Origin of the sequence: Mesorhizobium sp. M0019 (assembly GCF_040323975.1) — a bacterium.
GTDB lineage: Bacteria > Pseudomonadota > Alphaproteobacteria > Rhizobiales > Rhizobiaceae > Mesorhizobium.
This window is the reverse complement of sequence record NZ_JAMYVK010000011.1, coordinates 109,632-134,197: the sequence shown is the minus strand read 5'-3', so window position 1 is coordinate 134,197 and position 24,566 is coordinate 109,632. Positions and strand designations below refer to the sequence as shown.

At 62.5% G+C, this 24,566-nt stretch carries 11 protein-coding genes and 1 pseudogene; 10 read left to right on the top strand and 2 right to left on the bottom strand.

The annotated features are described in order from the left end of the window. Positions 1 to 605: 605 nt before the first annotated feature. Positions 606 to 782 carry a hypothetical protein gene (locus NKK47_RS11205; RefSeq protein ID WP_156937418.1) on the bottom strand — a complete coding sequence of 59 codons (177 nt, stop codon included), beginning with the start codon at positions 780 to 782 and terminating at the stop codon, positions 606 to 608. A 501-nt stretch (positions 783 to 1,283) separates the two neighbouring features. On the opposite strand from NKK47_RS11205, the pseudogene NKK47_RS11195 reads away from it, so the two are divergent. After that, positions 1,284 to 1,645 (top strand): annotated as a pseudogene (locus NKK47_RS11195) (Lrp/AsnC ligand binding domain-containing protein). A gap of 215 nt (positions 1,646 to 1,860) precedes the next feature. On the opposite strand, the gene NKK47_RS11190 reads toward NKK47_RS11195, so the two are convergent. Continuing rightward, entirely contained in the window at positions 1,861 to 2,202 is a 342-nt protein-coding gene (locus tag NKK47_RS11190; protein WP_352576703.1) for a hypothetical protein, read from the bottom strand. Between the two features lie 102 nt (positions 2,203 to 2,304). On the opposite strand from NKK47_RS11190, the gene NKK47_RS11185 reads away from it, so the two are divergent. The 9 genes from NKK47_RS11185 to NKK47_RS11145 all read left to right on the top strand — a co-directional run bounded on the left by NKK47_RS11185 (position 2,305) and on the right by NKK47_RS11145 (position 24,439). Then, on the top strand, positions 2,305 to 2,859 hold the full coding sequence (locus NKK47_RS11185; RefSeq protein WP_352576701.1) for an Lcl domain-containing protein: 555 nt from the start codon (positions 2,305 to 2,307) through the stop codon (positions 2,857 to 2,859). A gap of 376 nt (positions 2,860 to 3,235) precedes the next feature. After that, complete coding sequence (locus NKK47_RS11180) at positions 3,236 to 4,366, top strand: hypothetical protein (RefSeq protein ID WP_352576699.1); 1,131 nt, start codon at positions 3,236 to 3,238, stop codon at positions 4,364 to 4,366. After that, positions 4,363 to 5,691: a hypothetical protein gene (locus NKK47_RS11175; RefSeq protein WP_352576697.1), complete on the top strand. Its 1,329-nt coding sequence runs from the start codon at positions 4,363 to 4,365 to the stop codon at positions 5,689 to 5,691. Before NKK47_RS11180 ends, NKK47_RS11175 begins: the two co-directional genes overlap by 4 nt. Beyond that, the gene (locus NKK47_RS11170; protein ID WP_352576695.1) at positions 5,688 to 9,536 is read left to right on the top strand and encodes a coiled-coil domain-containing protein; all 3,849 of its coding nucleotides are present in this window, start codon (positions 5,688 to 5,690) and stop codon (positions 9,534 to 9,536) included. The genes NKK47_RS11175 and NKK47_RS11170 overlap by 4 nt, the downstream gene beginning before the upstream one ends. Beyond that, entirely contained in the window at positions 9,533 to 10,873 is a 1,341-nt protein-coding gene (locus tag NKK47_RS11165; RefSeq protein ID WP_352576693.1) for a hypothetical protein, read from the top strand. Before NKK47_RS11170 ends, NKK47_RS11165 begins: the two co-directional genes overlap by 4 nt. Further along, a complete protein-coding gene (locus NKK47_RS11160) occupies positions 10,870 to 12,915 on the top strand; it encodes a hypothetical protein (protein ID WP_352576691.1) in 2,046 nt (681 codons plus the stop codon). The genes NKK47_RS11165 and NKK47_RS11160 overlap by 4 nt, the downstream gene beginning before the upstream one ends. A 112-nt stretch (positions 12,916 to 13,027) precedes the next feature. After that, complete coding sequence (locus tag NKK47_RS11155) at positions 13,028 to 15,061, top strand: RICIN domain-containing protein (protein WP_352576689.1); 2,034 nt, start codon at positions 13,028 to 13,030, stop codon at positions 15,059 to 15,061. Positions 15,062 to 15,126: 65 nt separating this feature from the next. Continuing rightward, the gene (locus NKK47_RS11150; RefSeq protein WP_352576687.1) at positions 15,127 to 17,961 is read left to right on the top strand and encodes a leucine-rich repeat domain-containing protein; all 2,835 of its coding nucleotides are present in this window, start codon (positions 15,127 to 15,129) and stop codon (positions 17,959 to 17,961) included. Positions 17,962 to 17,986: 25 nt separating this feature from the next. Continuing rightward, entirely contained in the window at positions 17,987 to 24,439 is a 6,453-nt protein-coding gene (locus NKK47_RS11145; protein ID WP_352576685.1) for an RHS repeat-associated core domain-containing protein, read from the top strand. The last annotated feature ends 127 nt before the right edge of the window (positions 24,440 to 24,566 follow it).

Genomic DNA, 24,566 nt, shown 5'->3' with positions numbered 1-24,566 from the left:
GGATTACTGGTGAAGCAAGTCGCAACCGCGCCTCACCTGCCGTCCAGCGTTCGGATTCGCGATCGTCGCTCTCGGCAACAGGCGGCGCGCCCGTCCAGGACGTGTCGCACGTGTGCGCTGTGGAAGGAGACGCCCAGCACATTTCGGGTGAAGGCAGCGCGGGCATCGCGATTGATCGTAACCTTTCTCTGCAACGAGCGCCTGATCGCCGGTCAGCAGTTTCAATCGCGATGGGCTCCGGCTCGTACCCATTATGGAGATCACATGTTCGTCCCGGGCCCGATGCCGGCAATAGGTCTGCTTCGGAGCGTCGCGACGGAACTGGGCGACATGGTTGCGGTGGAGTAAGCGCCCTCCCCTGGGTTAAGAACCCGGTCGGTGACGGCCGCGACCGCATCGACAACAACCGCAACGGCAATCAAGTCGTCGCTGAAAGGCCGCAAGGTATCTGTCACGACATAGCGTGCCGGCGAAGCTCCGCCCTTGCGACGGGATTCGTTGTAAGCCGATCAGACGGCAACGCCGGGCCAGATGAGCGAGAACTTACCCTCGGTGTGGGTCTCGACCAGGCTCGACGTTCGTCGAGGGTCGTCGGTAACTGCCGACTATGAGTCAAGGTCGTAGGGCTCGTGGCCCAGCTCGTTGTGATGAAGCGCCTCTGCCATACACCTGATGTCGAACGCCTGACCGCACGCCGGGCAGACGACGAAATACTCCTCCTCCCGAAGTGGCGATGCATCGTGGTCTTGGGGGATGACGATGTCATTGTATTCGTCGGGCATTAGGTCCTCCGGCAACGCCGCGCGCCATCCTGGAACGCCTGCCGGCAGGATTTGTTTCAAAGTTACTGCGCTTAAGAAGGAAGCCCTGAGCATCGATTGTGGTCCGATGTCCGGTTTCGCTGGCAATAACCCTTGCCGAGGCCCGCCGCTCCGATGAACGGTGATCTGATGGGCATCAGCTGCGCAAAATAGCTCCGCAATCGGGCACCGGGGTTGGGCTGTTGAAGCGCCTGCCTTGCCGGCAGCTCATCCAGTCGCTGGCGGCGCTGGCGGGACATCGTCGGCTATTTCTTGCCTCAGCCTTGGTCCTTTGCTGAGCCGGCGACCGAGCGCATCGACGAAATTGTCATAGCGCTGCAAACCCTTCGCGCGGGCTTCGGCCTGTGCGGATTCCGGCAAGGCTGGGGTCGAGTTGAGCCAAAAGCGGACGAACAGTGCCAGCGTCTCAATGGGTGCCCCCCGTCCCTTTCCTTCCGCGGAGCCCCACGGCACAAATGCGCAATGGCAGCCCTGCGTCGAGACGCAAGATCTGACACCCTTGGGTTGCAAGGAAGCCGAACCGCCAGGGTGCCGCGTCCGATCTTCGAGGGTTCGATCACAGGCGTCTTTGTCGAGGTAAGGCTCGATCATACCGCGCCACACGTCTTCGACCGCTTTGCGGAGGCTGTTGCGAAGGCACCCGAAATCATCGAATGCCATATGGTGATTGGTGGTTTCGACTACCTGGTCAAAGCACGAATAGCTGAATGGCGACGTTTCAGGAATTCCTGCAGCGGGTCATTCTGCCGCTTCCTGGTGTCAGGGAAACGCATCGTTTCGCATCGATCGGTGATGTGAAGCCCGACGCGTTGTTGCCGCTTTGACGCCTGCGGATCGTCCTATCGATCACACAAGTGTCCACACGACCTAACGGGTAGCCAGTGGGGTGAAGATGTCTTCGGTCACATAGGGCGCGGCCAGCGTTGTCGTTCAACTATGTCAAAGTTACCCTCGATTCCTGGGGACTTGAGACACGCGCCCTCTCCGCGGCAGGCCATTTCCCGCTAGCGCATCGCTGACTGGCCAGGACTGCTTGATCTCACCCCTTATGCCACGCTTCCTCGATCGAGACGGTCGCTCGCGTCATCGAGCTTTGTTCAATCTCGCCGTCGTTAGCATGTTGCGCGGATGTGACCTTGTGAAGACCAAGATCGAAAGCTTGCTCATCGGTCCGAAGATGCGGACGCGTGCGGTCGAGCTTGTTCTCTAGCTCGACGGCGCAGAAACGACCGAGGATTACTTCCAGACCAGAATTGATCGTTCGGCGCATATGAGCACAAGGCAATACTCCCGGGTGCTCGATGAATGCGTTGAAAACGATCGGTGTTCGGCTCGAGGATTCCTGCACGCATTCGCTTCGTCGGGCCAAGGCTTCGATCATCTACAAGGCAACCGGGGAAGTGCAGGAACTTTCAATTGTTCGCCGGTTCAACTACGCTTATTCGATTGCCATGTCGAACGCGCGGCCAAGGAGGAGGAAGGCATGCTTCGGATCGCCACTCTTGCGACTTTCAGCATAGGGCTTGCCGTTTTCGCAACCATATCAGCGCCACAATCCCAAGCCGCACCTTGCGGTATCGTGCACAAGCAGGCCCGCCAGCCGCTGAGTGATCAAAATTTCTGGTTGCTCGCTGAACATGATGGCAATGCCTTCGTCGACCAACGCACTTGCCTCGTTGCCCGGCTAGACAGGCTTGATCAACCCGCAACGCTGAGCGATGCGATGGGGTACTGCGCTACGCTCGGGCAAGGCGGGCCGCACGGCGACATGGGCTGGCAGCTTCCGACGATGGCGGAACTGACGAGCCTCGATTCGGCAGACTGGTCAAGTCAGCGCGAGGCGTTCGCGCAATACAAGCTGCCGCCGCTCGCACGTAGCGAAACCGAATACTGGACCCGCACTGAATGGCCGGGCCTGGCAGGGTCCTTTGCGGTCGTTACCTTCAGTGCCCCCACCACTCTGGTGCGTCCGCTTGAAGCGTCCAAGAAGGCAGGCGTATGGTGCGTTTTTGGGGCGCCCGCCACAGGCTTGGACTAGCTACCTGGCAGCCCGCGCAGATTTGGTTGAGATTAGGGCCCAAGGCCGGATCGTGACCTCCCGCATTCGAACCGTGGGCGCCGAACGATGCTTGGACGGGGCCAAGAGAGCGGAAAAGACAACTCTTTACGATGCGTTAACTGCATCAACACTTAGGCGCAGATTTCCGTAACGGAATGCAAAAAGCCACGTGTATCGACAGACAAACCGTTCTATCTTACTTTAGCAGTGCATTTTAAAGCGAAGCTGAATTTGAATTGGCCACGCCTTCGGCGGCCAATTTCCGCTGTAGCGAACAAATACCAAAAGTAGCCTGCTAGCATATTGCCAGTAAAAGAGCAATGAGGCCGCCGTTTCGACGGTGGGGGAGGCTTTTGTGCATTTTCCTTTGGTCGTTATGTTGAAGAGGTACATCTTCAATCCAGCGATCATCATTGCAGCGTTTCTTGTGCACGGCGAAGGGGTTGACCCCGCTGCAGCCCAGCAAATCTGCGGCCCCGCGCTATCGCAGTGCGACCTGCAGACCGACCCCGCATGCCTTGAACGCACCTATGCGTGCGGTGAATACGATACCGTTATCCAGTCGCTCTTCGTCGAGCGGTTCGAACCGACGCCCGACCAGAAATACTTCGTCGGCGCCTCATTCTACGGCCGCCACATTCGCGAACGCGCCGCCGGCGTGCAGTGCGAGATGGTGAAGTTCGCGCGCGAATACCTGACCGACTATCTGTCCGGCGTTGAGACCGAGTTCACCACTAGCGGCTCCTTCGGGACGATGCGACAGATGGATCAAATCTATCATGCCGCGCAGATGCTGACTGACCTCGGCGACGTCACCGGTTGCCCGGAATCGGCGCTCACACGCGCCACCGTCGAGGACATCGCCCGCAGTGAGGCCGTACGCTATGCGCGCTCCGTGTTCCTGCAGCCGCCGCCGGAAGCCCGTTCCTTGTTCAAAACGCTGCAAGGCGCGCTGAGCGGCTTCGTCAGTCGGGCGTCCGATCTCGAAACAGGCATCGCTTTGCGCCGCGTCGAGATCAAATCGGCCGATACGCACTTGAAGGCGATCCGCGTCATTTTCGCGGAGATCTTCGGACCGGTGAGCGGTGCGGGCGCGACGCTGGTCGCCAACACCTCAATCCTCGACGGGCTGGCGGCGAAGACGACGCAGATGCTGCGCTCCGTCCAAGTCTCGGAGGAAGAGTTCAAGCGGGCGCTCGGTGACGTAACGCCTGAGCAATACGCCAATCTCAATCGCAAGACGGTCGCTAGTGCCGAGGATTTTCTCAAAGTCTCCGCCTTCCACATCAACATGATCGGGGTGCTGCTGCCGACCGATCCGGCAAAGACCTTCTGGCGACTGGATGCCGAGGTCCATGCCGACAACGCGGCACAGGGCGCATTCAACGATCTCGCCAAGATTAAGGCGGACTGGAAGGCGCACGGCGCTGCGACCGGCATCTGCGCCCAGGCTGGCGCGGCCGACAGGGTGTGGTACTGCCGATGACAAGCTTCCGAGACATTGCGTTGTTCGTGATCGTCAGTTGCGTGTTGGCCGGCGAAGCCGGCGCCGGATCGATCCTGGAGCGCGCTTACACGTCGGAGAAGCTCGACGGTTTCTGGAACGCGACGCTCTCCAGCGCGACGCCCGAGACGACCCGGTTCAGCCTGCTCGCCCCCGGCCCCGCCGCCGTCGAACCGAGTCACGAGGCGACGCAGCCCGATTTCGGCCTGCCCTTCACCGGCGAGGTGATCGGCGAGGCGTCAGGCCCCTCCGGCGGCAGCCGCAGCGTCGGCTTTCCGGTCATCCCGCTTTCGGCCGACGACGCCTCGGTGCTGATGCGACGCCTCGCCTGGGCGGAGATCTATCTCAGCCGCTACCGCTTCTTCGCCCCAGTCTCGACCGATAACGCCGAAGAGCTCGCCGCCCTGGTCGGCCGACAATACGCCGCTGGCGTCGAGGCCTATCTGATTACCGGGCGGCTTTACTTCTCCGGGGCCGACTTGCCGGAGAAATGCCGACATCTGACGCGAATGAACGAGATCGATGCCGGGCCTTTATCGGGCGCAAGCGCGGATGTGCTGCCTGCCGCCTGGCGTCCGCTATTCCCGATAATCGATGCGGTACGCGCACGGCTCGGCTCGGCCGCGCTGGCGAAGCTGGTCTGTTCCGCCAAGCCAGTGCGCGGGCGCGCCGAAACGACCAATCTGATCGAAACGCGGGTGCGCGGGCAGATCGTCAAGGCGGTCAGGACGAAGGTCGACGACACGCTCAACCTGATGAACGCCGCTTCGACCGAATACCAGTCGCTGGTCAACGAAATGGACGTGTCGATCAAGTCTGCCGAGGTGATGGAGTTGGAACGTGTGCTCGGCAACGCGCAGGCCAACATGGTGCTCGTCAAGGAGGATCAGCTGAAGGCAGCCGAGACGATCGCCACGCTGCAAGCCGTCGATCTCTCCAGCCTCAACCAGCCGGATTCGCTGAAAGAATTCGAAGACGGCAAGGCAAGGATGACGCAGATCGTCGGGCAGATCGAAGGCGTGATGACGGCCCTGTCCGGCCTCGCGCATGTCGTCGACGATCCGACAATCACGGCAGAGCTTTCTTCCTGCGCGGGACTGGCTGGCGCGTATTCGGCGCTCGACCTCACGCTCGAGACCGGCGCACTGACCGCAAAGATCAACGGCCCCTACGAGGACTGCATCAACCATGCCCGCGCTGTGGTCGGGCGGTTCCAGAACCCATCGCTTTCCAAGGTGCAGATGGCCGAACTTGCCCGGCACGTGCGCCAGATTTCCGAGGTCTTGTTGACGACGGGGCAGCCATGAGACGGTTTTTCCTGCTTTGCGGACTGGTCGTCAGCTTCATCTTTGGCGCTGCCGGAATGGCGCGCGCGCAGGACTGCATGGCGCTCGATGTTGACGCGGCGGCCGGCCATGCCGGCGAGCTGACGACGCTGCTCAAGATCGCCAATTTCCGCGCCGACGTGAAATATATGGGTGAAGTCGCCACCGAACTCGAACAGTTCCTGACGACCTGTGGCAACGAGGCGACCGGACGGCTGGCGATCGTGTGCGATTTCGACTGCCACCTGCAACTCGGCCGCTATCGCTTGTTCCTCGCCGCCGACATGCCGTTCCTGTCGTCGGCCAGCGGCGTCAGCCGCAACGATACGCCGGTTTCGCCGCAGGCGGCGCAGGAATTCGGCCGCCAAGGCATCGAGATCGTCGACCGGGGCCTTCGCATTCTCGCACGACAGCAAGGCGGTGACCAGGGAGCCGCGGCGGGAGAGGATGCGAGTTACCGCACCTTCGTGCGGCAGCTAACGGCGCTGTCCTCTTTGAAGATCCAGTTGCTGATGAACACCGGCGACGTCTGGTATCAGACGCTCTCGGAGGCGCGCGTCAAGGTACTCGACTTCCTGGTCAGCGATACGCTGGGCGCTGCCGGAGGCGCCGGCCTCAACAGTCTACCCAACCTCTCCAAGGCCTACACCAATTACGAGGCCGCAATGTGGGTGCTGGTCGAGACGCAGATGGATATTCCGGGCGAGTCCACCTACGACGACCTACGCGCCGATCTGCTGCTTCAGCAGAGCGACCTCGATGCGCGTATGGAAAGCGTGCGCAAGGGTTTCCTGTTTCTCAACATCGACCCCATGCAGTTCACGACGATCCCGTTCGAGGAACTGCAGCAGGCCCTGGCCGAAAGCGAACAGCGACTGACCGAGGTCGAGCGCAATGTCGAGGCGCTGGTTGAGCGGTGGTACGCCAACAAGGAAGGCGAAGCGACGCGCGCGCTCGACGAGGAGCGGACGATCCGCAGCCAGGAAGTCAACCTGATCGCCCACAAGATCGGCAAGCTGGAGCACGAAGCGCAGACCTTCGCCACCACCGTCCAGCAAGAGATCAACGCGGTCGACGCCGAGAAGGACACGTTCGGCTATCGCCAGCAGATCAGGTCGCTGGAGATCGAGCTCGGCACCAAGATCGCCGAGTTCGAGAACCAGCGCCGTCAGATCAATGACAGACAGGAACTCGACCTAATCGTCCTCTCCAAGGAGGCCGAAGTCGAGCGGCGCAACGAACTGCGCTGGCTGCTGAACTGGGAAATGACGCAGATGAACCTCGATCTGCAGATTTCCTCGCTCGAGAGCCAGATCACCGAATATGCCCGCCAGACCGAACGCAATGCCAACGAGCTCGAACAGGCGGTTCGCCAGCGGCAGATCCTTCAAACGCAGATCACCAACAACCAGGGTGCGATCGCCCGCGCCAACGACGCAATCACCGAACTGCAACTGCGCCAGACCGATCTCTATCAGCGCCGCCGGGCCGTCGACCGCGAACAGCTTTGCGGCATCGAGAACCAGCTCGCCCTGATTGGAGACACGGCCGACCATCCGTTCACGCCGCTGCTCGCAGGCGAACAGGTATGCCAGACTGTGACGCCGGCCTTCACGCGCAACCAGTATGTCGCCCAGATGTGCGGCTCTGACGGACAGTCGGGCCTCAGGGCTCAGCTCTTGGCGACACAGACCCAGGCCAGGGCTTTCCTGATGAAGTGCGTCATCGGTGACGCCGATTTCGCCGACGTCGAGCCGCTGATGTCCGACCAGCAGATGATCACGTCGAACGTCTCGCTGCCGCAGGAACTGGCGAACGTCAGTTGCGGCTCGTTCACACAGACGGAAACCGACTTCGCCAAGAAGCTCTACGAAGCCGAGCGGGACGTCTATGCGAAGAAGAAGGCGGACCTTGAGGAGGCGCGTGACCAGGTCGACGGCCAGCTGACGGAAGTGATCACCTGGTTTGCCGCGTTCAACGGCACCACACAGGCCGCGCAGATCATCCTGACGTCGGTGCAAGGTGCATACTCGATCGGCGCCGCAGTGCCCGAAATCATCACCTGCGCCTGCGGTTTGGGCAGCGGCGTCGCGACGGTGATAGACGTCGCCAAACCGATCAGGGCGGCCTTGGAAGCGGCCCAATCCATCCTGTCGACGATCATCAACACCGGCCAGATCACTCAGGCGAATATAAATGAAATCAATGCGCTGAAGCAGCGTCTTACGCAGCTCCGCCAGGCGATCGAGCAACTCGATCTTGACAAGGCCCTCAAGGCAAGGGCGCTGGTCGACACGCATTTCCAATTGGCCGGGCGGTTGGCGCAAGGGGCGCAGGACATCAAGGAACTGGCGCTGCAAGGCTCGATGGCGGCCGTCGACTGCCAGAGCCAGGATCTCGGCATCGACGAGCAGGTGGCGCGGCTCAAGTCCGACCACGAACGCATCCTCGCGGGGCTCGATCTTCAGGCGCGCGAAAACGACATGCTCAGTTTCCAGATCACCGACCAGCAGCGCACGATCGACCGGCTGACCAACGAGATCGGGATTCTCAATCTGGAACTCGACAAGCTGTCCCTGTCGGAAGCCCAGCTCAACCAGGATAATGCACGTGTCGCCGAACTGGTCGCTGCAACCAACGGCCGCATCGACCGCGTCCGCGCTGCGCAGACGACAGTGACCGGTCTCGCCGAGGAATCAAATGCCTCAACCAACTTGATCAACGAGCTGCGCGACCGGCAGAAGGAGAAGATGCTGGCGCTGAACGATGCCGAACTCGCCTTCGTCGAGCAGCGCATCACGCAGTCGCGCGGCAACACCGAGGAACTCGTAGCAGGCCTGAACCAAGCCAAGGATCTCGGTCTCAAGAGCCGCGCGCTGCAGGACAGCATTCTGAAGTTCCAGGGCAACGTTCAGGCCGAGGTGACAAAGCAGCAGGAGGACATGACAAAGCTGGTCACCCAGATCGACGATCCGGCGGCGCGCAAGAATCTGTTCATCGCGACCCAGGACACCGTCGCCGACCTGATGAAGGGCATTCCCGAATATCTGGTGACCAAGCGGCGCGTGCTCGAGACCGCCAACCGGCTGATGCACCTGATGCGTCGCCGCTTTGAAGTGGTGCAGGCCTTCACCGGCGAGGCCGCAACCGTGCCCGTGGTCTATGTGCGCAACGCAACCCAGCTCCAGGCGATGATAGACGACATCGTTGCCAAGCGCTTCTTCGACGAGCGGCAGATCAATATCGATGTCGCCCAGATCGTAGTGCCCGCCAATTCCGGTTTCGCCCGCAAGCTGGCGCTCGACGAGAATGTCGAGTTCGAGGTTTCGCCCTTCGCATCGACCGACGCGCTGATGAAGGCGAACGGCTATTTCGCGCTGTGGGCGCCCAACAAATTCCGTGAGCGCAAGAACCTGACCCTGATCGATGTCTTCGTCGGCACCGACTACCAGTGCACTGGCGCGCAGTGGAACCGCTTCGCCTTGCAACACCGCGGCAGCGGCTTCGTGTTCAAGCCGCTGACCAAGGGGTCGAACGAGGTCCGCGCCGACATTTCGGTCGGACCAGAGCGGGTCGCCTTGCAGACCTTTTTCAACCAGGCCGACAGCGGCGACGAGATCAGCCGGATCATCCGCTACTGGGTGCAGGATCGCTACCAGGCGCGCAAGTTTCCGCGCGCGCCCGGACCTTCGAACGACACCAGCCTGATCCTGCCCTATCTCGGCGCGCCGCTTATCGGCTCGTACCGGCTGTCGCTGCAGCCGAGCGACTGCCCCTTCGACGGCGCTGTGTTCACCCTCTATTTCATCTTCGCGAGCGCGTCATGAGAGCCATCGTCGCCACAGCAGCGCTCGCTCTGGCGTTTGGCGCGACGGGAGCGGCCGCGCGCGACCTCTTCGTCGACAATCTCGCCGGCTATACAATCGAATCGCGCGTTCTCGACGCTCCAAATTGCGAGGGGCCGGCCATTCCTGACGGCACGCTGAAGACCTTCGAGCAAGGCCTCTGCGTCTTCCACCGCCCAGCCCGCAGTCCCGACGACAGCCAACGCGCGGCCAGCCTGATGCGGGAGGCACAGACACGCGGGCTGCCGCCCGTCCACCAGCAGCTCGCCGGGCTGGTTTCAGGCCTGGCGATCTGCGCCGAGGCGATGCGTCACCTCGACGCCTACCGCGCTTCGGGCAACCAGAGCCGGATGGAGCAGACGCTGTTCTGCCGCGACCGGCGGCACAGCCAGGCAGACCTGAACGCGATCGAATGGAACCATGCGCTGTTCGAGTACGCCGACGGGCTCGCTTCGAACCGGACGCTCGAGCAGAGGCTGGCCGAGATGAGCGCCTGCCAGGCTGGGCCCTTGAGCGCCGATTTCGACGCCCAGTGCGGCCTGATCTCCAATCTGTCCGACATCGAGATCGATGCCTTCGCCGACGGGGCGGCCGACAATGTGATCGAGAGCTACTTCGCCAGCGTCGAGAGCCCGATCACGGCGATGTTTTCCCGCAAGCTGAAACGCGCCGAAGGCCTGGTGCAGAGTTCGCGCGCCGGCATCGACGACATCAAGGCAGGCGCCGACACAGTGAACAAGGAATACGCCGCGCTGAACCAGGTCTACGTAGCGGCGCGCGACACCAGGATGGGGCCGATCTACAACGCCTACCGCGAGGCGATCCTGAGGGCGACCTCGATCCTCGACGAGTTCGACCGCTGGAAAGGCGGACTGTTCATAACCTCGGAAAACATCAACCTGATGCCGAAGATCACCGAACGGTCGGGCGAGATCGCGGGCGAGAAGACGCGGGTAGAAGGCCTCGCCTTTGGGGGCAAGGCGAGCGCGCTGATCGCCGACATCAAGCGCATCATCAATGCTGACGCCGAAAACCGCGCCGCGGTCGGCGCCCTCTGCCGCATCTACTTCTGCGAACTGACCAACCGCCGCGCGATGGCCGACGTCATCCGCACCTGTCGTCGGCCGGCGCTCGCCAACAATCCGCTGTGCGTCGGCCAGAACGGGCAGGTCACCAATGGAACTCTTACGGTCGATTTCCAGGGGCCGCACTCAATCTCGGTTAAGGCGCTGTGCCAGTCGGCTGGCCTCGATCCGTTGATGACGGAGGTCAATATGGACCCCACCCGCGCCGCAAGCTGCCTGAACGAATTGCGATGAGACAGGCGGCCGTCTTGCTCACCCTGCTTCTCGCGGGCGCTTCGGCGGCCCGCGCCGAGCCGCAGCTTGCCGCTTTCGTCACCGACCAGAACAACGACGTCTATGTCGCGCTTTTCGACGGCAAGGCGGTGGAACTCGCCGGCTGCACCAGCGGGAGCCAGGCGAAGCGGCTGCTGCACTTGCCCGACACCGCCGCGGTCTCGGAGGCGACGCTCGCCAAGCTTCAGGCTGAAAACGGCTTTGGGGCGCAGCCGCGGTTGCCATGTCCCGGCACGGCATTCAATATCGCCTGGCCCGCGACGACCGCGATCTGGGCCGATGTCGAGGCATCGGGCAACTATTATCTCCCCTCTCTCTCGGGCGGCGGCTATTTCGCCGTGCCCACCGCCTGTGTGGAGATCAAGGCGGCGCTCGCCATCCGCGAGCGCCTGCAACTGCCGGGCGTGCTCCAGGGCTTTGTCGCGCCGCCCGATGTCGGGACACCGTTCGTACTCGATTGCGGGCGCGGCGATCTTAGCGGCACATCGGATGTCGCGGTGGCGAGTGCGGCGCGCTGGAACCTGCACCGGTTCGAAACTTTCCTCAGCGCCGAAAGCATTGGCGACACGGTTTTTGTCGTGGGCTACACGCCGCCGGGCGAAGGCGCGCAGCCCTCCTACCTGCCGATTGTGCGCCTCGACGGCAAGGCGACGCGCGACATCATCGCCGATGCACCCGCAGCGGAAGCGGCGGAGGAGAAACTGCGGTCATTCTTCGGCATCCCCGAGGCCGAAGCCGTAACCCCGCTCGGCGCCGACGCGGTAGCTGCGCTTCGCTCGGCGCCCTTCATCGACCTGTGTCTGTCGAATTGCGATGGCTATCAACGCGAGCACGCGGCCTTCGCGCAACCGGGCGTCGACCTCGGCTTGTCGCCGCTGTCCGCCGGTCTGTCAATCACCTCGCTCGACCCCCTCGGCAATGCGCGGCTGGACTGGACCTTCGCGCAAGGGCGGAACCTGTCGTTCACTGGCTGTCCGCTTCTGACCTCGGCGCTCGGCCTGTCCGCCCCCGGCATTGGCGACTGGATGGACGAGACGGATCGCGCGCTGACTGCCGCTCCGTCGCCGGGTACCGGCTTCGACTGCCGGGGCTCGGCCAGCGATACGTGCGTTCGCCGCATCAATGATGGTGGCACGCTGACACTGATGCAGTTCTCCTCTGAGGGCGATTGCGCCGGGCGGGTGAATCTCAGGCTCGAACTGCCCGCATCGGTCCAGGTGCCGCAGACGCTGATCCTGAAGGGACTGCCGTTCAAAACGGTGCACATGGCGCCGGCCCCCGGCGTCGCCCGGGCACGGCTCGTCGGCAACCCCAACAGGGTGCCGGCCGGCACGTCCTCATGCATCCTGTCGGCAACAGGCGTCATCATCGTCGCGGACGGATTGCCGCGGCTTGAACTCGAGCGGATCGATCTGGCGCGGGCAGCCGCTCAAACAACCGACGAGGTCGTTGCCGTGATCGCGCAGAACGGCGCTGTCGCGCTCGACGATGTGACCATCGGCACCGTGGCGGACGGATTGTCGCCGATGGCGCGCGGCGCGTCGCTGTGCCTGGCCGATCTTTATGCGCGCGGGCTCAGGGTGGAGGCAGACATGCTGGCGATCCAGGGGGTTCGGGCACGGCTGCTGATCTCGGCCCAGGCGCCCGCCCGCTCCACTATTGTCCGCGCGCGCTTCGGCGCGGTGCTTACCTCCGACAGCCTGATGCGGATGGACTTCACCGACATCGCCGCAGCCAATCCGCTGGTGCTGCGCGGGGCGGTCGTGGCGGGCCGCTCGGATGGGCTCGCGCCGATGGCAGCTGGCCTTGCGGTCGGCTCCGCCATCCAGCTCGAGCGCGGTTCGTCAGCGAATTTCACCACCTCGACGGTGTCGGGCTTCCGCTGCGCGGTCAGTTTCGCTGACAGCGCCTCTAGCGCCAGTTTCCTGCTGCCGGGCAACGACATCGCACGCGACAACACCAGCCGGGCCTGCGGGCCAGGCCACTTCAGCCTGGTCGAATAGAGCGGAGAGGAGAAACCAGATGAACCGCATCGCCCAATCGCTGCTTCTTCTTCTGCTGCTGGTGCTGCTTGCGGCGATCGACGCCGGTCCGGCCCGCGCCGAGGAACCGAAGGTGGTTCTGTTCGAGGATCCAACGCTGAACGCCACTCGCTTGCACTATCCCCTGCTCATCTCCGAAGGACGCGGCTACCGCATCCGCTGCGGCGCCCAGGCAGACGAAGAGGCGGTGATCCGCGGACTGGGCTTCGCCACCGTCCCGTCACAAGTGCTGACCGCCGTCGACAACGCGGTCATCGCCGCCGAACCCGCCGCCAATCCGCTGTTGTGTCCATCCGACGAGAACTACCCGATCAAGGTCTTCGCGCACGACGGCGGCAGCGGGATCGTATACTACCTACAGTTCCCGACGGATTTCGGGTCAACATCCTTCTCCGACCAACTCTACATTCCCGGCTGCGCGCCCCTCGTCGCGGAACTGAAGCTCAACCTCAATCAGGCGACTGACGCCGACCCCACCCCGTTCTTCGCCGGAAAGGTCCATACCATCGCATGCGTCGCGGGCCCGCCGGTTGCCGGACGGCCGACGACCTTCGCCAGCTGGTGCAGCAAGGATGACCTTGACCCGGCCCAGCAGACGACGGTCGAGGAACTGCTCGATCTGACACCCGGCGGGGCATCCGCGCTGGGCAATCCGGCGGCTTGCGCAAGCGCGCAGGACTTTCTCGCGTCGAGCACGACGCTCGACCTGGCCGGGCGACGGCTGACAAATCTCGAGCCGCTGGCGACACTTACCCATCTGACGCGCCTGACCTTGTCCGGCAATGAGATCGCCGACACGCGCGATCTGGAAAAGCTGACCAAGCTTGCGTTTCTCGATCTGTCGCGCAACCGGATCAGCAACATCAACGTGACGGCCGTAATGAAGGATCTGGCCGACGCCGACCTCAGTTCCAACCAGATCGCCGACTTGCGGCCGCTCGCCTCGGCACGGGCGCTGACGCGGCTGGTTCTGGCCAGCAACAAGATCACCGACGTGTCGCCGCTGCGGTTTCTGCAAGAACTCACGGCGCTCGATCTGTCGAAGAATCGGATCGCGGATGCGAGCGCTTTGATGGGCCTGACCAAGCTTGCCGCTCCGAACCTGCGCGCGAACCGCCTGGCCACGGCGCAGTCCGTCAGCGCCATCCTCCCGTTCAATCCTTCGCTGGACGGCAATCCGGTCTGCATCACCCGACCCGAGCAATCGACCGCGGTCACCGGGAAGATTTTCGAAGCGTGCATCACGGCAATCAAGGAGGCCGACGTGGTGCTGGCAAACATGCAGACCGGCAAATGCCTGGCTGTTGCCGAGGGGCGCGTCGACAACAACGCGCCGGCCGTACAGTTCAACTGCGACGGCGACCAGTGGCGCCGCTGGAAGCTGGTCGAGACGGATGACGGTTTTCAACTGCAGAACGTGCGAACCGGAAAATGCCTGACGATTGCAGGCGGGGTCAGCACCGACAACAACGTTCCGGCCCTCCAATTCAGCTGCGACCGGGACCCCTCGCGGCGCTGGAAGCTGACCGCGACCGGTGACGGCTTTCAGGCTGAAAACGTGCAGACGGGGAAATGCCTGACCATTGCCGGCGGGGTGAGCACTGATGACGACGTCCCTGCCCTCCAGTTCAACTGCGACCGCGATCCGTCGCGGTTCTGGAGCATCCGGGCGGCCGACCCCGAAGTCGTGCTGGTGAACCGGCAAACCGAAAGGTGCCTTTCGGTCGCGGAGGGACGAACCGACAACAATGCGCCGACGGTGCAATTCGACTGCGACGGCAGTCAATGGCAGCGCTGGAGGCTGGTCGAGACAGGCGATGGTTTCCAGGTGGCCAACGTCCGGACAGGCAAGTGCCTGACGATTGCCGGCGGAGTCAGCACCGAAAACAACATTCCAGCCTTGCAGTTCAACTGTGACGGCGATCCTTCACGCCGCTGGAACCTGGTCGAGACGCGCGATGGAGTTCAGGCGGCAAACGTCCAGACGGGCAAGTGCCTGATCATTGCCGGCGGGGTCAGCAACTTGAACAACATCCCGGCCCTTCAGTTCACCTGCGACCGCGATCCGTCGAGCTATTGGACCATCGAGGCGGCGGACGAGATGTAACGCTGCCAGTGGTTCGGGCTGATTGAGCCGCATCGATCAGCTTGGGCCTCTAAAGGAGGAACCAGATGAACCGCATCGCCCAATCGCTGCTCCTTGTTCTGGTCATGCTCGTGACCGCCGGCGCCGGCCCGGCCCGTGCGGACGAGCCGAAGGTTGTGCTGTTCGAGGATCCAGCACTGGAGGCGAACCGGCTGCATTATCCGCTGCTTATCTCCGACGGGCGCGGCTACCGCATCCGCTGCAAGGACCAGGCGGACGAGGAAGCGGTGATCCGCGGACTTGGCTTTGCGACGGTTCCCTCGGAGGTGCTAACCGCCGTCGACAGCGCGATCGTCGCCGCAGATCCCGCCGCCAACCCGCTGCTGTGCCCATCGGGCGAGACATACCCGATCAAGGTGTTCGCGCACGATAATGGCAGCGGTCTCGTCTACTACCTGCAATTTCCGTCAGACTTCGGCGCGACGACATTTTCCGACCGGATCTACATTCCCAGCTGCGCGCCGCTGGTCACCGAGTTGAAGCTCAATCTCGACCAGGCGCTGAACGCCGACCCCACGCCGTTCTTCGCTGGCAAGATCCACACCATCACGTGCCTCTCGGGCGCGCCGCTGGTCGACAAGCCGACCACCTTCGCGAAATGGTGCATCAAGGGCGACCGCACGCCGGCTGAAACGGCGACGGTGATGGCGGTGCTCGATTCAACACCCGGCGGGGTCTCCGCGCTCGGCAACCCGGCCGCCTGCGCCACCGCACAGACCTTCCTGGAATCGATCACGACGCTGAACCTGAGCGGCAAGGGCGTGCAATCACTCGAGCCCATTGAGGTGCTGGCGAACCTCGCCAGCCTGTCGATCGCCGACAACTCGATCGCCGACCTCGGGCCGCTGACCAAGCTCAAGGTGCTGACCTTCCTCGACATTTCCAGCAATCACATCAGCAACATCAACGCGCTGGCGCCGCTGACTGCGCTGACGCGGGCCGACGTCTCCGACAATGACGTCACGGACATCCGCGCGCTCTCAGCACTGGCGCTGCTCACAAACCTTTCGCTCGACAACAACAAGATTGCCAGCCTTGAACCGCTGCAATTCCTGCAGGCGCTCTCGACACTGTCCATCGGCAACAATGGACTGACAGGCGACATGCTCGAACCACTCAGTGCGCTCGGCGGCCTGACCAGCCTCAACCTTGCCAACAACAAGATCGAGACCTTTGCCAATCTCGGCAGCTTCCCCTCGACGCTAGCCATCAATCTTAGCGGCAATCCAATCGTCGCGGGCGGCGGGCAGAACTTCGTTGACCTGTGCGTGCTGCACCGCGACGCGGCGACCCCGCTTGGGCAGACCATTCGCGCCATGGTCGAATTGGAGGGCGGCGGGACGTGCTTGGCGGTCGGCAACAAGCTGCTGGCGACCACGGCGCTCGACCTGTCGTCCAAGATCGTCAGCGACCTGCGTCCGCTCGCCACCTTACCGCAACTCACCTCGCTCAACCTGTCGAGCAATGACATCACCGACGTCGCGCCGCTTGCCGGTCTGACCAACCTAGCCATACTCAACCTGTCAAAGAATTCGATCACTAATGTCAGGCCGCTGGCGGCGCTGCCGGGCCTGATTAATCTCGATCTTTCCGACAACCCTGTGCAGGCGACCGAGTTCCTGTCGGCCTGCCTGATGCGGAACCAGACCGACTTTCTGACACCCGCGCAAGCCTCAGAAGTGAACGCGCTGCTGTCTATCTCAGGCAAGACTGTCTGCGGCAGAGCCTATGACGATCTCAGCTCACGCCAGTTCGCCGATGCGAAGAACCGCGGGTTGACCAGCGTCTCGCTGTTCCCGGTGATGGGCAATCTGACCTCCATCGACCTGTCCGACAATCAGCTGTCCGACGTCGCGGCGCTGTCGGCAGTACCGGGGCTGACGAAGCTTTGGATTCGCAACAACCAGATCCCTTCGATCCAGGGGGTATTGCAACTGCGCCGCCTCGAACAACTGAACGTCGACGGCAATCCACTGTCGAACCTGATCGGTGTCGGAGTGCTCAACAAGCTGACAAAGCTCTATTTCTCGAACACGCACGTGCAATCCGTGACGCCCTTGGCGGATCTGCCGCTGCTTGATGACGCCGGCATGCGCAACCTGCCGCTGCAGTACGCCAGCTTCGCGGAATACTGCATCGTCTATCGGTTCGATTCGATCGCGCTCGGGGACGCGCGCGGCTTCATGGCGGCGCTTGAGAGCCGCATGCAGGCCGACCACGTCGACAGCGCCGATTGCAGCGCAGCGCAGAACTGGGCGCAGTCACTGACCAGTCTGACGCTGAACAAAAAGTCGATCATCGCCGTCAACCCCGTCGTCCATTTCCGGGCACTGGGCGAACTCAACCTGTTCGACAATCTGATCACCGACGCCTCGCCGATCGCATCGCTGACGGGGCTTCAGAAACTGAACCTGGCCACCAATCGGCTGTCGGCGATCCCGCGCTTCGGCTCGGGCGGGCTCAAATACATCTACCTGGACGACAACCAGATCGCCAATGTCGGCAATCTGTCGAACATGCCGGCGTTGTCGAATATCGATCTACGCAACAACCGGGTCTTTGATGCACTGCCGCTCGGCTCGCTTCCGGCGCTGTCGATTGTCGATCTGAGGGGCAACCGGATCGAGAACTTCGCTCACGTCCATCCGGTGATCGGAAAGTCCTATCTCGGCAACAATCCGATCTGCTCCTTCCCGCAGCCGCTCCTCCCGCAAGTCGCCGAAGCGTGCAACCGCGAGCCGTTGCGCATCTTCGATGGAAACATTCACTTGCACGACGCGATCGCCGTCCAGCCTTCGGTCATCTGTCCGCGCCCGAACTGCTTGCAGCTCATCATCGTGGGCCCGCAAATTCATCAGTAATGCCTACACCCGGAGAGGTAGTCCCATGTTCGCAAAGACCCTTACCGCCCTCGCAGCCCTGACCGCTGGCGCCGCAGTAATCGGCTTCCCGGCTCGCGCCGAAGACAAATCAGCAACGTCGATCGTGCAGTTGCCGACCGCGGGCGGCACCGTCGCGCAGGAAGAGGGCAGCTTCTCGCTGAACAACAACACGGGATCGGCGAACTTCACCCTACCGCTACCCACCCTGCCAACGCGCGGCCAGTTCGGGCCGCAGATGAGCCTCACGTATAGCCAGTTCGCAGGCGATACGGGCAACGGGCTTGGCATCGGTTGGCAGTTCAATACCCAGGCAATCGCCGTCAATGACGATCTCGGCACGGCCGTTCCAGGCACCAAACCGGGCGGCGATTTCTTCTCTCGCTTGTCGTATATGGGCGCGCGGCTCATCTTTCTCGGAAACCAAAACGGCGTCTGGGAATACAAGCCCGAATACGCCGAGGATTTCGTCAAGATCCTCTACCACACCGGTGCGTTCGACGTCATTTCGCTCGACCTCGAGGGCGGCCTGCACACCGACACCGTCCCCTCCGGCTTCGAGGTGACCAACGCCGACGGCACGCGGCTGATCTTTAGCGGCGATCCCTCCGTAGCGGAGGGCAATTTCGACATAGCCAAGCCCTACGTCACGAAATGGCCGCTGGTACTGCAGCTCAACGCCAACCGCGAAGCCATCCGCTACGACTACCAGCGTTTCGGTGGACGCAGCTATCTGACAAAGGCCAGCTTCGCCGGCGGCCAGAGCAGCTATCAGTTCGACCTGATCGAGACGCAATCGACACTCGTCAGCCACACCAATGGCAGCAAGCAGGAGAACGCCCGGCTCTACGGCAAGGTAACGGCCAAGTTCAAGGACACCGTCTACGCCCAATGGTGCATAGGATATGTCGGCCGCGATACCAGTGACACGTCGAAGTTCGTCGTCCGGGCGCATCCGGACTGCCTGGCGAAGGCTCAAGCCGACCTCACGCCGCTCATCGACGCGCAGTCGGTCAATGTGCTCGACCAGCTGCGCGTGCTTTACCGGTATGGCGACACCAGCGGCTCGGCCTTGGCGCAATCGACACTGAAGCTCCCGGATATCCATTTCGGCTATTCGTCGTGGACAAGTGCCGAACTGGCATCGCGCCCCGTCGTGTTCGAAGCGCCGAAGATGGCGTTCGCCGGCGACATCCCGCCGCAGAATTTCGAGTTGGCCGACCTCAACATGGATGCCCTGGTCGACATCGTGCAGACCAAGGATGACGGCGCGACCGTGCATCTGGGCAGCGGCGACCTGAACAGCGCCTTCGGCGACACAACCCAGCTCGTGCTGTCGCGTCCGACCGAGGCTGGACTAATTCGTCAGATCACGCCGCGGCTCACCGACAATCGCTTCGCTTTTGCCGATATACTGGGCGACAGTTTCGTCGACATCGTCGAAATCGAAGACGGGCTGATGCATGTCTATGACGGCAAGGCCGACGGGACCTTCCCCTATCTCGGCCGCTCGATCCCGCTGCCCGGCGTCTCTCCCACGACCTTCGCGGGCGGCAATGGCCGCTTCGCCGACCTCAATATGGACAGCCTGTCCGACATCGTCACGACGCGCCTCAATGCCGATGGCCGCACCGAATGGCGGATATTGCTCAATCTCACCCGGCGCCAGCCCGATGGCGGTTATAGCGTCAATTTCGGCGGGCTGACCAAGGCGTTCCCATTCAACAGCCAGGACGGCCAGATCCTGGGTCGCAACAATGTGCGGATGGTCGACATCAACGGCGACCGGCTGCCCGATCTCGTTGTCATCCGTCCAGCCGACCAGGGCTTCTGTCTCTACGAGCACCAAGGCAACATCTTCTCGACGGACCCGAATGCGCTCCTGTTTGGTGACGCCGCGATCAACGACCCGGTCTGCGGTCATGGCACCTTCTCGAAGATAGGCGGCATGCAGCCCGGCGATAGCATCGCCACGATGTGGTACATCGACGCCAATGGTGACGGCATAATCGATTTCGCGTCGATGGGCGAGCGCACCGACCAGATGCGCATCTGGCTCGGCTTCGGCGACGGGACCTACCTGAAGGATCCGCTCAGCATCGCGCTCAATCTGCGGGTTCAACTCGGCACGTCGACGCAGACCTTCGCCTCGCGCGTCGCCGACATCGACGGCGACGGCCAGACCGAAATCATCGTGTTCCAGAAGCCGTCCGGCGACGAGGTGAAACCGGTCGTCGTCATTGACTTCAATCGCACCGACACGATGCAACTCGTCAAGGCCAACCTGCTCACTGTCGTCGACTTCGATTCCGGCCGCCGGCACGACATTCGCTATGCGACCTCGATCGACGAGATGCTGCGCGACCGCGCCAACGGCCAGCTGACGCGCAACTTGCATTTCCCCGTTGTCGTCGCCAAGCAGCTCGTCACGTCGCAGGGCATACCCGGCCAGGTTCGCGCCCAAGTGCAGACGGACGAATATTTCTACCACAATCCATTCTATGATGTGATCAATCGCCGTTTTATCGGCTTCTCGGAGGTCGAGAAGGTCGCTTACGGTGACGAGAACGCGGCCGGCCAGCGCATCACGCAGCGTTCAAGCCTCGATCGCGAACAGTATTACACCTTCGCGGAAACGGCGGCTGACCTGAACCTCGCCGGCAAACTGAAGATCCGCAAGACCTATGAAGTGAAGTCGGAGGCGACGCTCGTCGCGAGCGCGGAGACAACCGAGACGCTCGATCCGTCGGCGGCGGCGCTGCACTCGCTGTCGACCGCTACGCGCAGCCAGAAGCTGCCGACGACCGGCATGATGCTGAAATGCGAATCGTCGGTGTGGGAGGCGTTTTCGCGTGGCGACGGCTCGTCCTATCTCAGGAAGGTCAAGGAGACGCTGACCGACTCCGCCGGCGAGGCCGAACAGCAGGACGTGGCCGATCCCGAATGTAAGGATCCGGTCAAGACCCAGACCTATGCCGGTTTTGACGAATTCAACATGCCTGCGTCGGAGACGGTCAGGGTGCGCGACATTCTGGGACCGGAGAGCCTGACGGTTCCCGGCTTCAGCCGTACGACCCAGACCGACTACACCCAGTCGCGCGCCGATCTGGCGGCGCTCGGCATCATCAACGCGGCGTCCGAGCGGCGTATCCTGGCTGGGACCCGGCTGCTCAGCCGCGAGAGTTTCACCTACCTGCCAAATTCCGGCGGTCGGATGGGGTCGCGAACGCTTGAGGTACTGTCGGGACTTGGCGCGCTGCCGCCCGCGCTCGAACAGTTCCGCAACGCCAGCCGTAAGCTGGCGAAGACTATGGGTTACGATGTTTTCGGCAACAGTATTTCGATCGCCGACGAACTCGGCATCACCGAGTCAGCGATCTACGACCCAACCGGCACCCTGACGCTCAGCCACACCAAGCTGTCGGGCGGTGCGGCCGAGCTCGATCAGACGACGAAAATGACCTATGATGGGCCGCGCCAGGGCGCCGTGGCGACGACGACCACACCCTTGGGCATGGTCGTGATGAACAGCTACGACGCTCTCGGCCGCAAAACCCGGGAAACCGCCACGGACGGTGCCGAACGCTTCTACAGTTACAAGATCGGCGAGCATGGGCTGCCGTCGCTCATCCTGACGGCGCGCCGCCGCTATGCGGGTGTTGCCGAGACACCGGAAGGCGAGAGCGAGTTCATCGCGGACCTCGCCGCCTACGACGCGCGCAGCGAAAAGGTCGCCGAACTTGAAAACGTCGCCGAGGGCGGCGTCAGGGTCTTCAATTTCTCACTCTACAACCGCAACGAAAAACAGACCTTCCGCTGGACGCCCTTTGTGGTGACCAGCTTCGGCGGCGTTGACGATCTCAACCTGCAGAAGGTGTTCGACCTTGGCGATGTTCCGCGCCCCGATCGCGAAATCGGCAATGCCTACACCTATGACCCGGCCGGCCGGATGGTCCGCGAAACCCATCCGTCGGGCAAGGTTTCCGACATGATCTTCCGACCCTGGGGCACGCTCACGGTCACGACCTACAACGACCAGTTCGACGGCACCGTTCAAAACAGCGAGTATTCGCTGAGGAATGAGAACGGCGTGACCGCTTCCATCGCCAGCGACGGCAACGGCACGACGCATATTTCGCGTTTCGTGCGCGATTCCTTCGGCTACCTGAGCGAAATCTGGCTGCCGGGCGAGATGACGCCGCGGCGGCTGATCTACAACTCCGTCGGCGACATCGAATTCCAGTCGATCCCGGGAATGGGCGACCGCTACGCGTTCTACGATGCGCGCGGTCGCCAATCGGTGGTCGCCCGCGTCGGAACCAACGGTGAAACGTCGGTCCAGACCTACACCTATGACTTCCTGAACCGCAAGCTCACCGAAGCCAATGACGGCGTTTTGCACCTCGAATACGAGTATGACAGGGGTGTCGAGGTCGCATCCGCAGCAGGGTTCGAAGCGCCGATCGTGTTGCCGCTCGATAAGACGACGCAGATCACCATCCATGATCCCAACGGCGCGTTCGATGCAATCCAACGTTACGCCTACAACGCCAACGGCCGCATGGTTGCCCATGAGGTGGAGATTGGCGGCGCGAAATACGCCGACCATTTCCACCACACGCTCGACGGCCGCATCGACTCGTCAGAAGGTCCGCGCGGACTGGCCTCAAAGTTCGCACTCGGGCCCGACAAAAATCTGAGGTCTGTCACTGTGATGCACCCCGACTTTTCGGAACCCCAGAAGATCATCGAGAACATCACCTACAATGCGGAATCGCGCATTGAACGGGTCGACTATCGCCTCGGGGCGTTCACGCAACTGACCTTTGATCCGGCGACCCTGTTCCTCACGCATATCGTGACGCAAGCCGGCGGAAAGTCCTTGCAGGACCTCACCATGACCTTCAACTCCAATGGCTCGATCACCCAGATCGCTGACACATTGGCGCAAGGCGTCGGCAACGAGGGGCATGTCGATCGGTCGGGAACGTTCCACTACAACTTCAAGAACGAGCTCGTCCGCATCGACCGCTATGGACGGCCGGCCGACTTCGCTTACTCGCCGGCGGGGACGTTCGTCCGCAATGACGAGCTCGAACCCGGCGCGGCGATCGCGCCGGCGTCCGGTTCCGCGACCGGCCTTATTCCGGCAGGAACCGCGGCCAAGCCCTACACCTTCGACGGTTTCGCCCAACTTGCGAAATCGCCGACCCTGACGGGAACGGTGTTCGATATCAACGGACGACTGATCCGCGCTCAGACGGCCACCAATGAAGTGCTTTACGGCTACGACCAAACCGGGCGCCGCCTCTACAAGAAAGTAATTCCGGCGAACGGGCCGGAACAGGTCTACCTCTACCCGGTAGACACGTTCGAGATCGGACCTAAGGGCGAAGAGAGCTACGTCAACCTGGCGGAGGCCAAGCTTGTCCGCCTGGAGCACGGCACCGGCAAATGGTTCTACTACCTGAAGGATCACATTGAGAGCAGCGACTATGTCATCGCCTCGAACGGCGTGCCGGTCGAGCAGATGCTCTACAAGGCATACGGCACCGAACATAAGCCCGAGACATTGTCCCCGGCCTGGGCCACGCACCTGACGGATGTCGCGGCCGACGTCCCGCGCGAGAAGACCCATCACCGTTTCACTGGAAAGTATCTCGATGACGATACCGGGCTCTACTACTATGGCGCCCGATACTACGATCCGGCGCTCGGGCGCTTCATCTCGCCCGATCCGCTCTATGTCGGCGACCCCGAGCGGTGCACGGGTAATTCGACGGCATGCAACCTGTTTGCCTACGCCAACAACAACCCGATGGCGTTCATCGACCCGACCGGCCTGAAGGAGATCGTCGCCGGCGACGCGGCCTACCGGCGGCAGGTCGAAGAGGACATCCAGCGAGTCGATCCGACCGCACGGGTCGACAGCAAGACTGGCGAGGTATCGCAAAGCTGGCTGCATGGCGCCTGGCTGGACGTGAAGAACTTCTTTGTCGGATCCAACTCCTTCGACAGCGGCCGCGAGCTGATGCGCCGGGTCATCGCCGACCCACAAACCACGACGATCCAGAACGAGCCGGGCGTCACCGCGGCCCGCAACAAGGATCCGTTGGGGAACCCGGAAACGACGAAGGGCGACGTGATCATCGGCTATGACCCGGCTGCGTCGCGCACGCGCACGTCTGTCGAGTTCGACAAGTCCTCGGGAACGACTGCCTCCAATCCGGCGGATCCTGGCATCGTGCTCGGTCATGAGCAAATCCACGCCACGCACCGCATGGCCGGCCAGCATTCGGGGTTCAAGGATGCGCCCTACATAGGCCTCGATGGCAAGTCATATGCTTATCGCAACGAGGAAGCACGTACCATCGGTGTCGGCGGCACGCGTCGACCCGACGACATAACGGAGAACCAGTTGCGCGACATGCTCGGCATTAAGCCGCGCGTCCATTGGTAACCGAGACCGCGACCAAGGATGGAGACTTTGACATGCGACGACTCCCGAAGCTTCCGGCGATCCTCGCCGGTTCCGTGCTCATGTTTGCGGCAGCGGCGGCGGCGCAATCCATGAGCAAGCAGCTCAA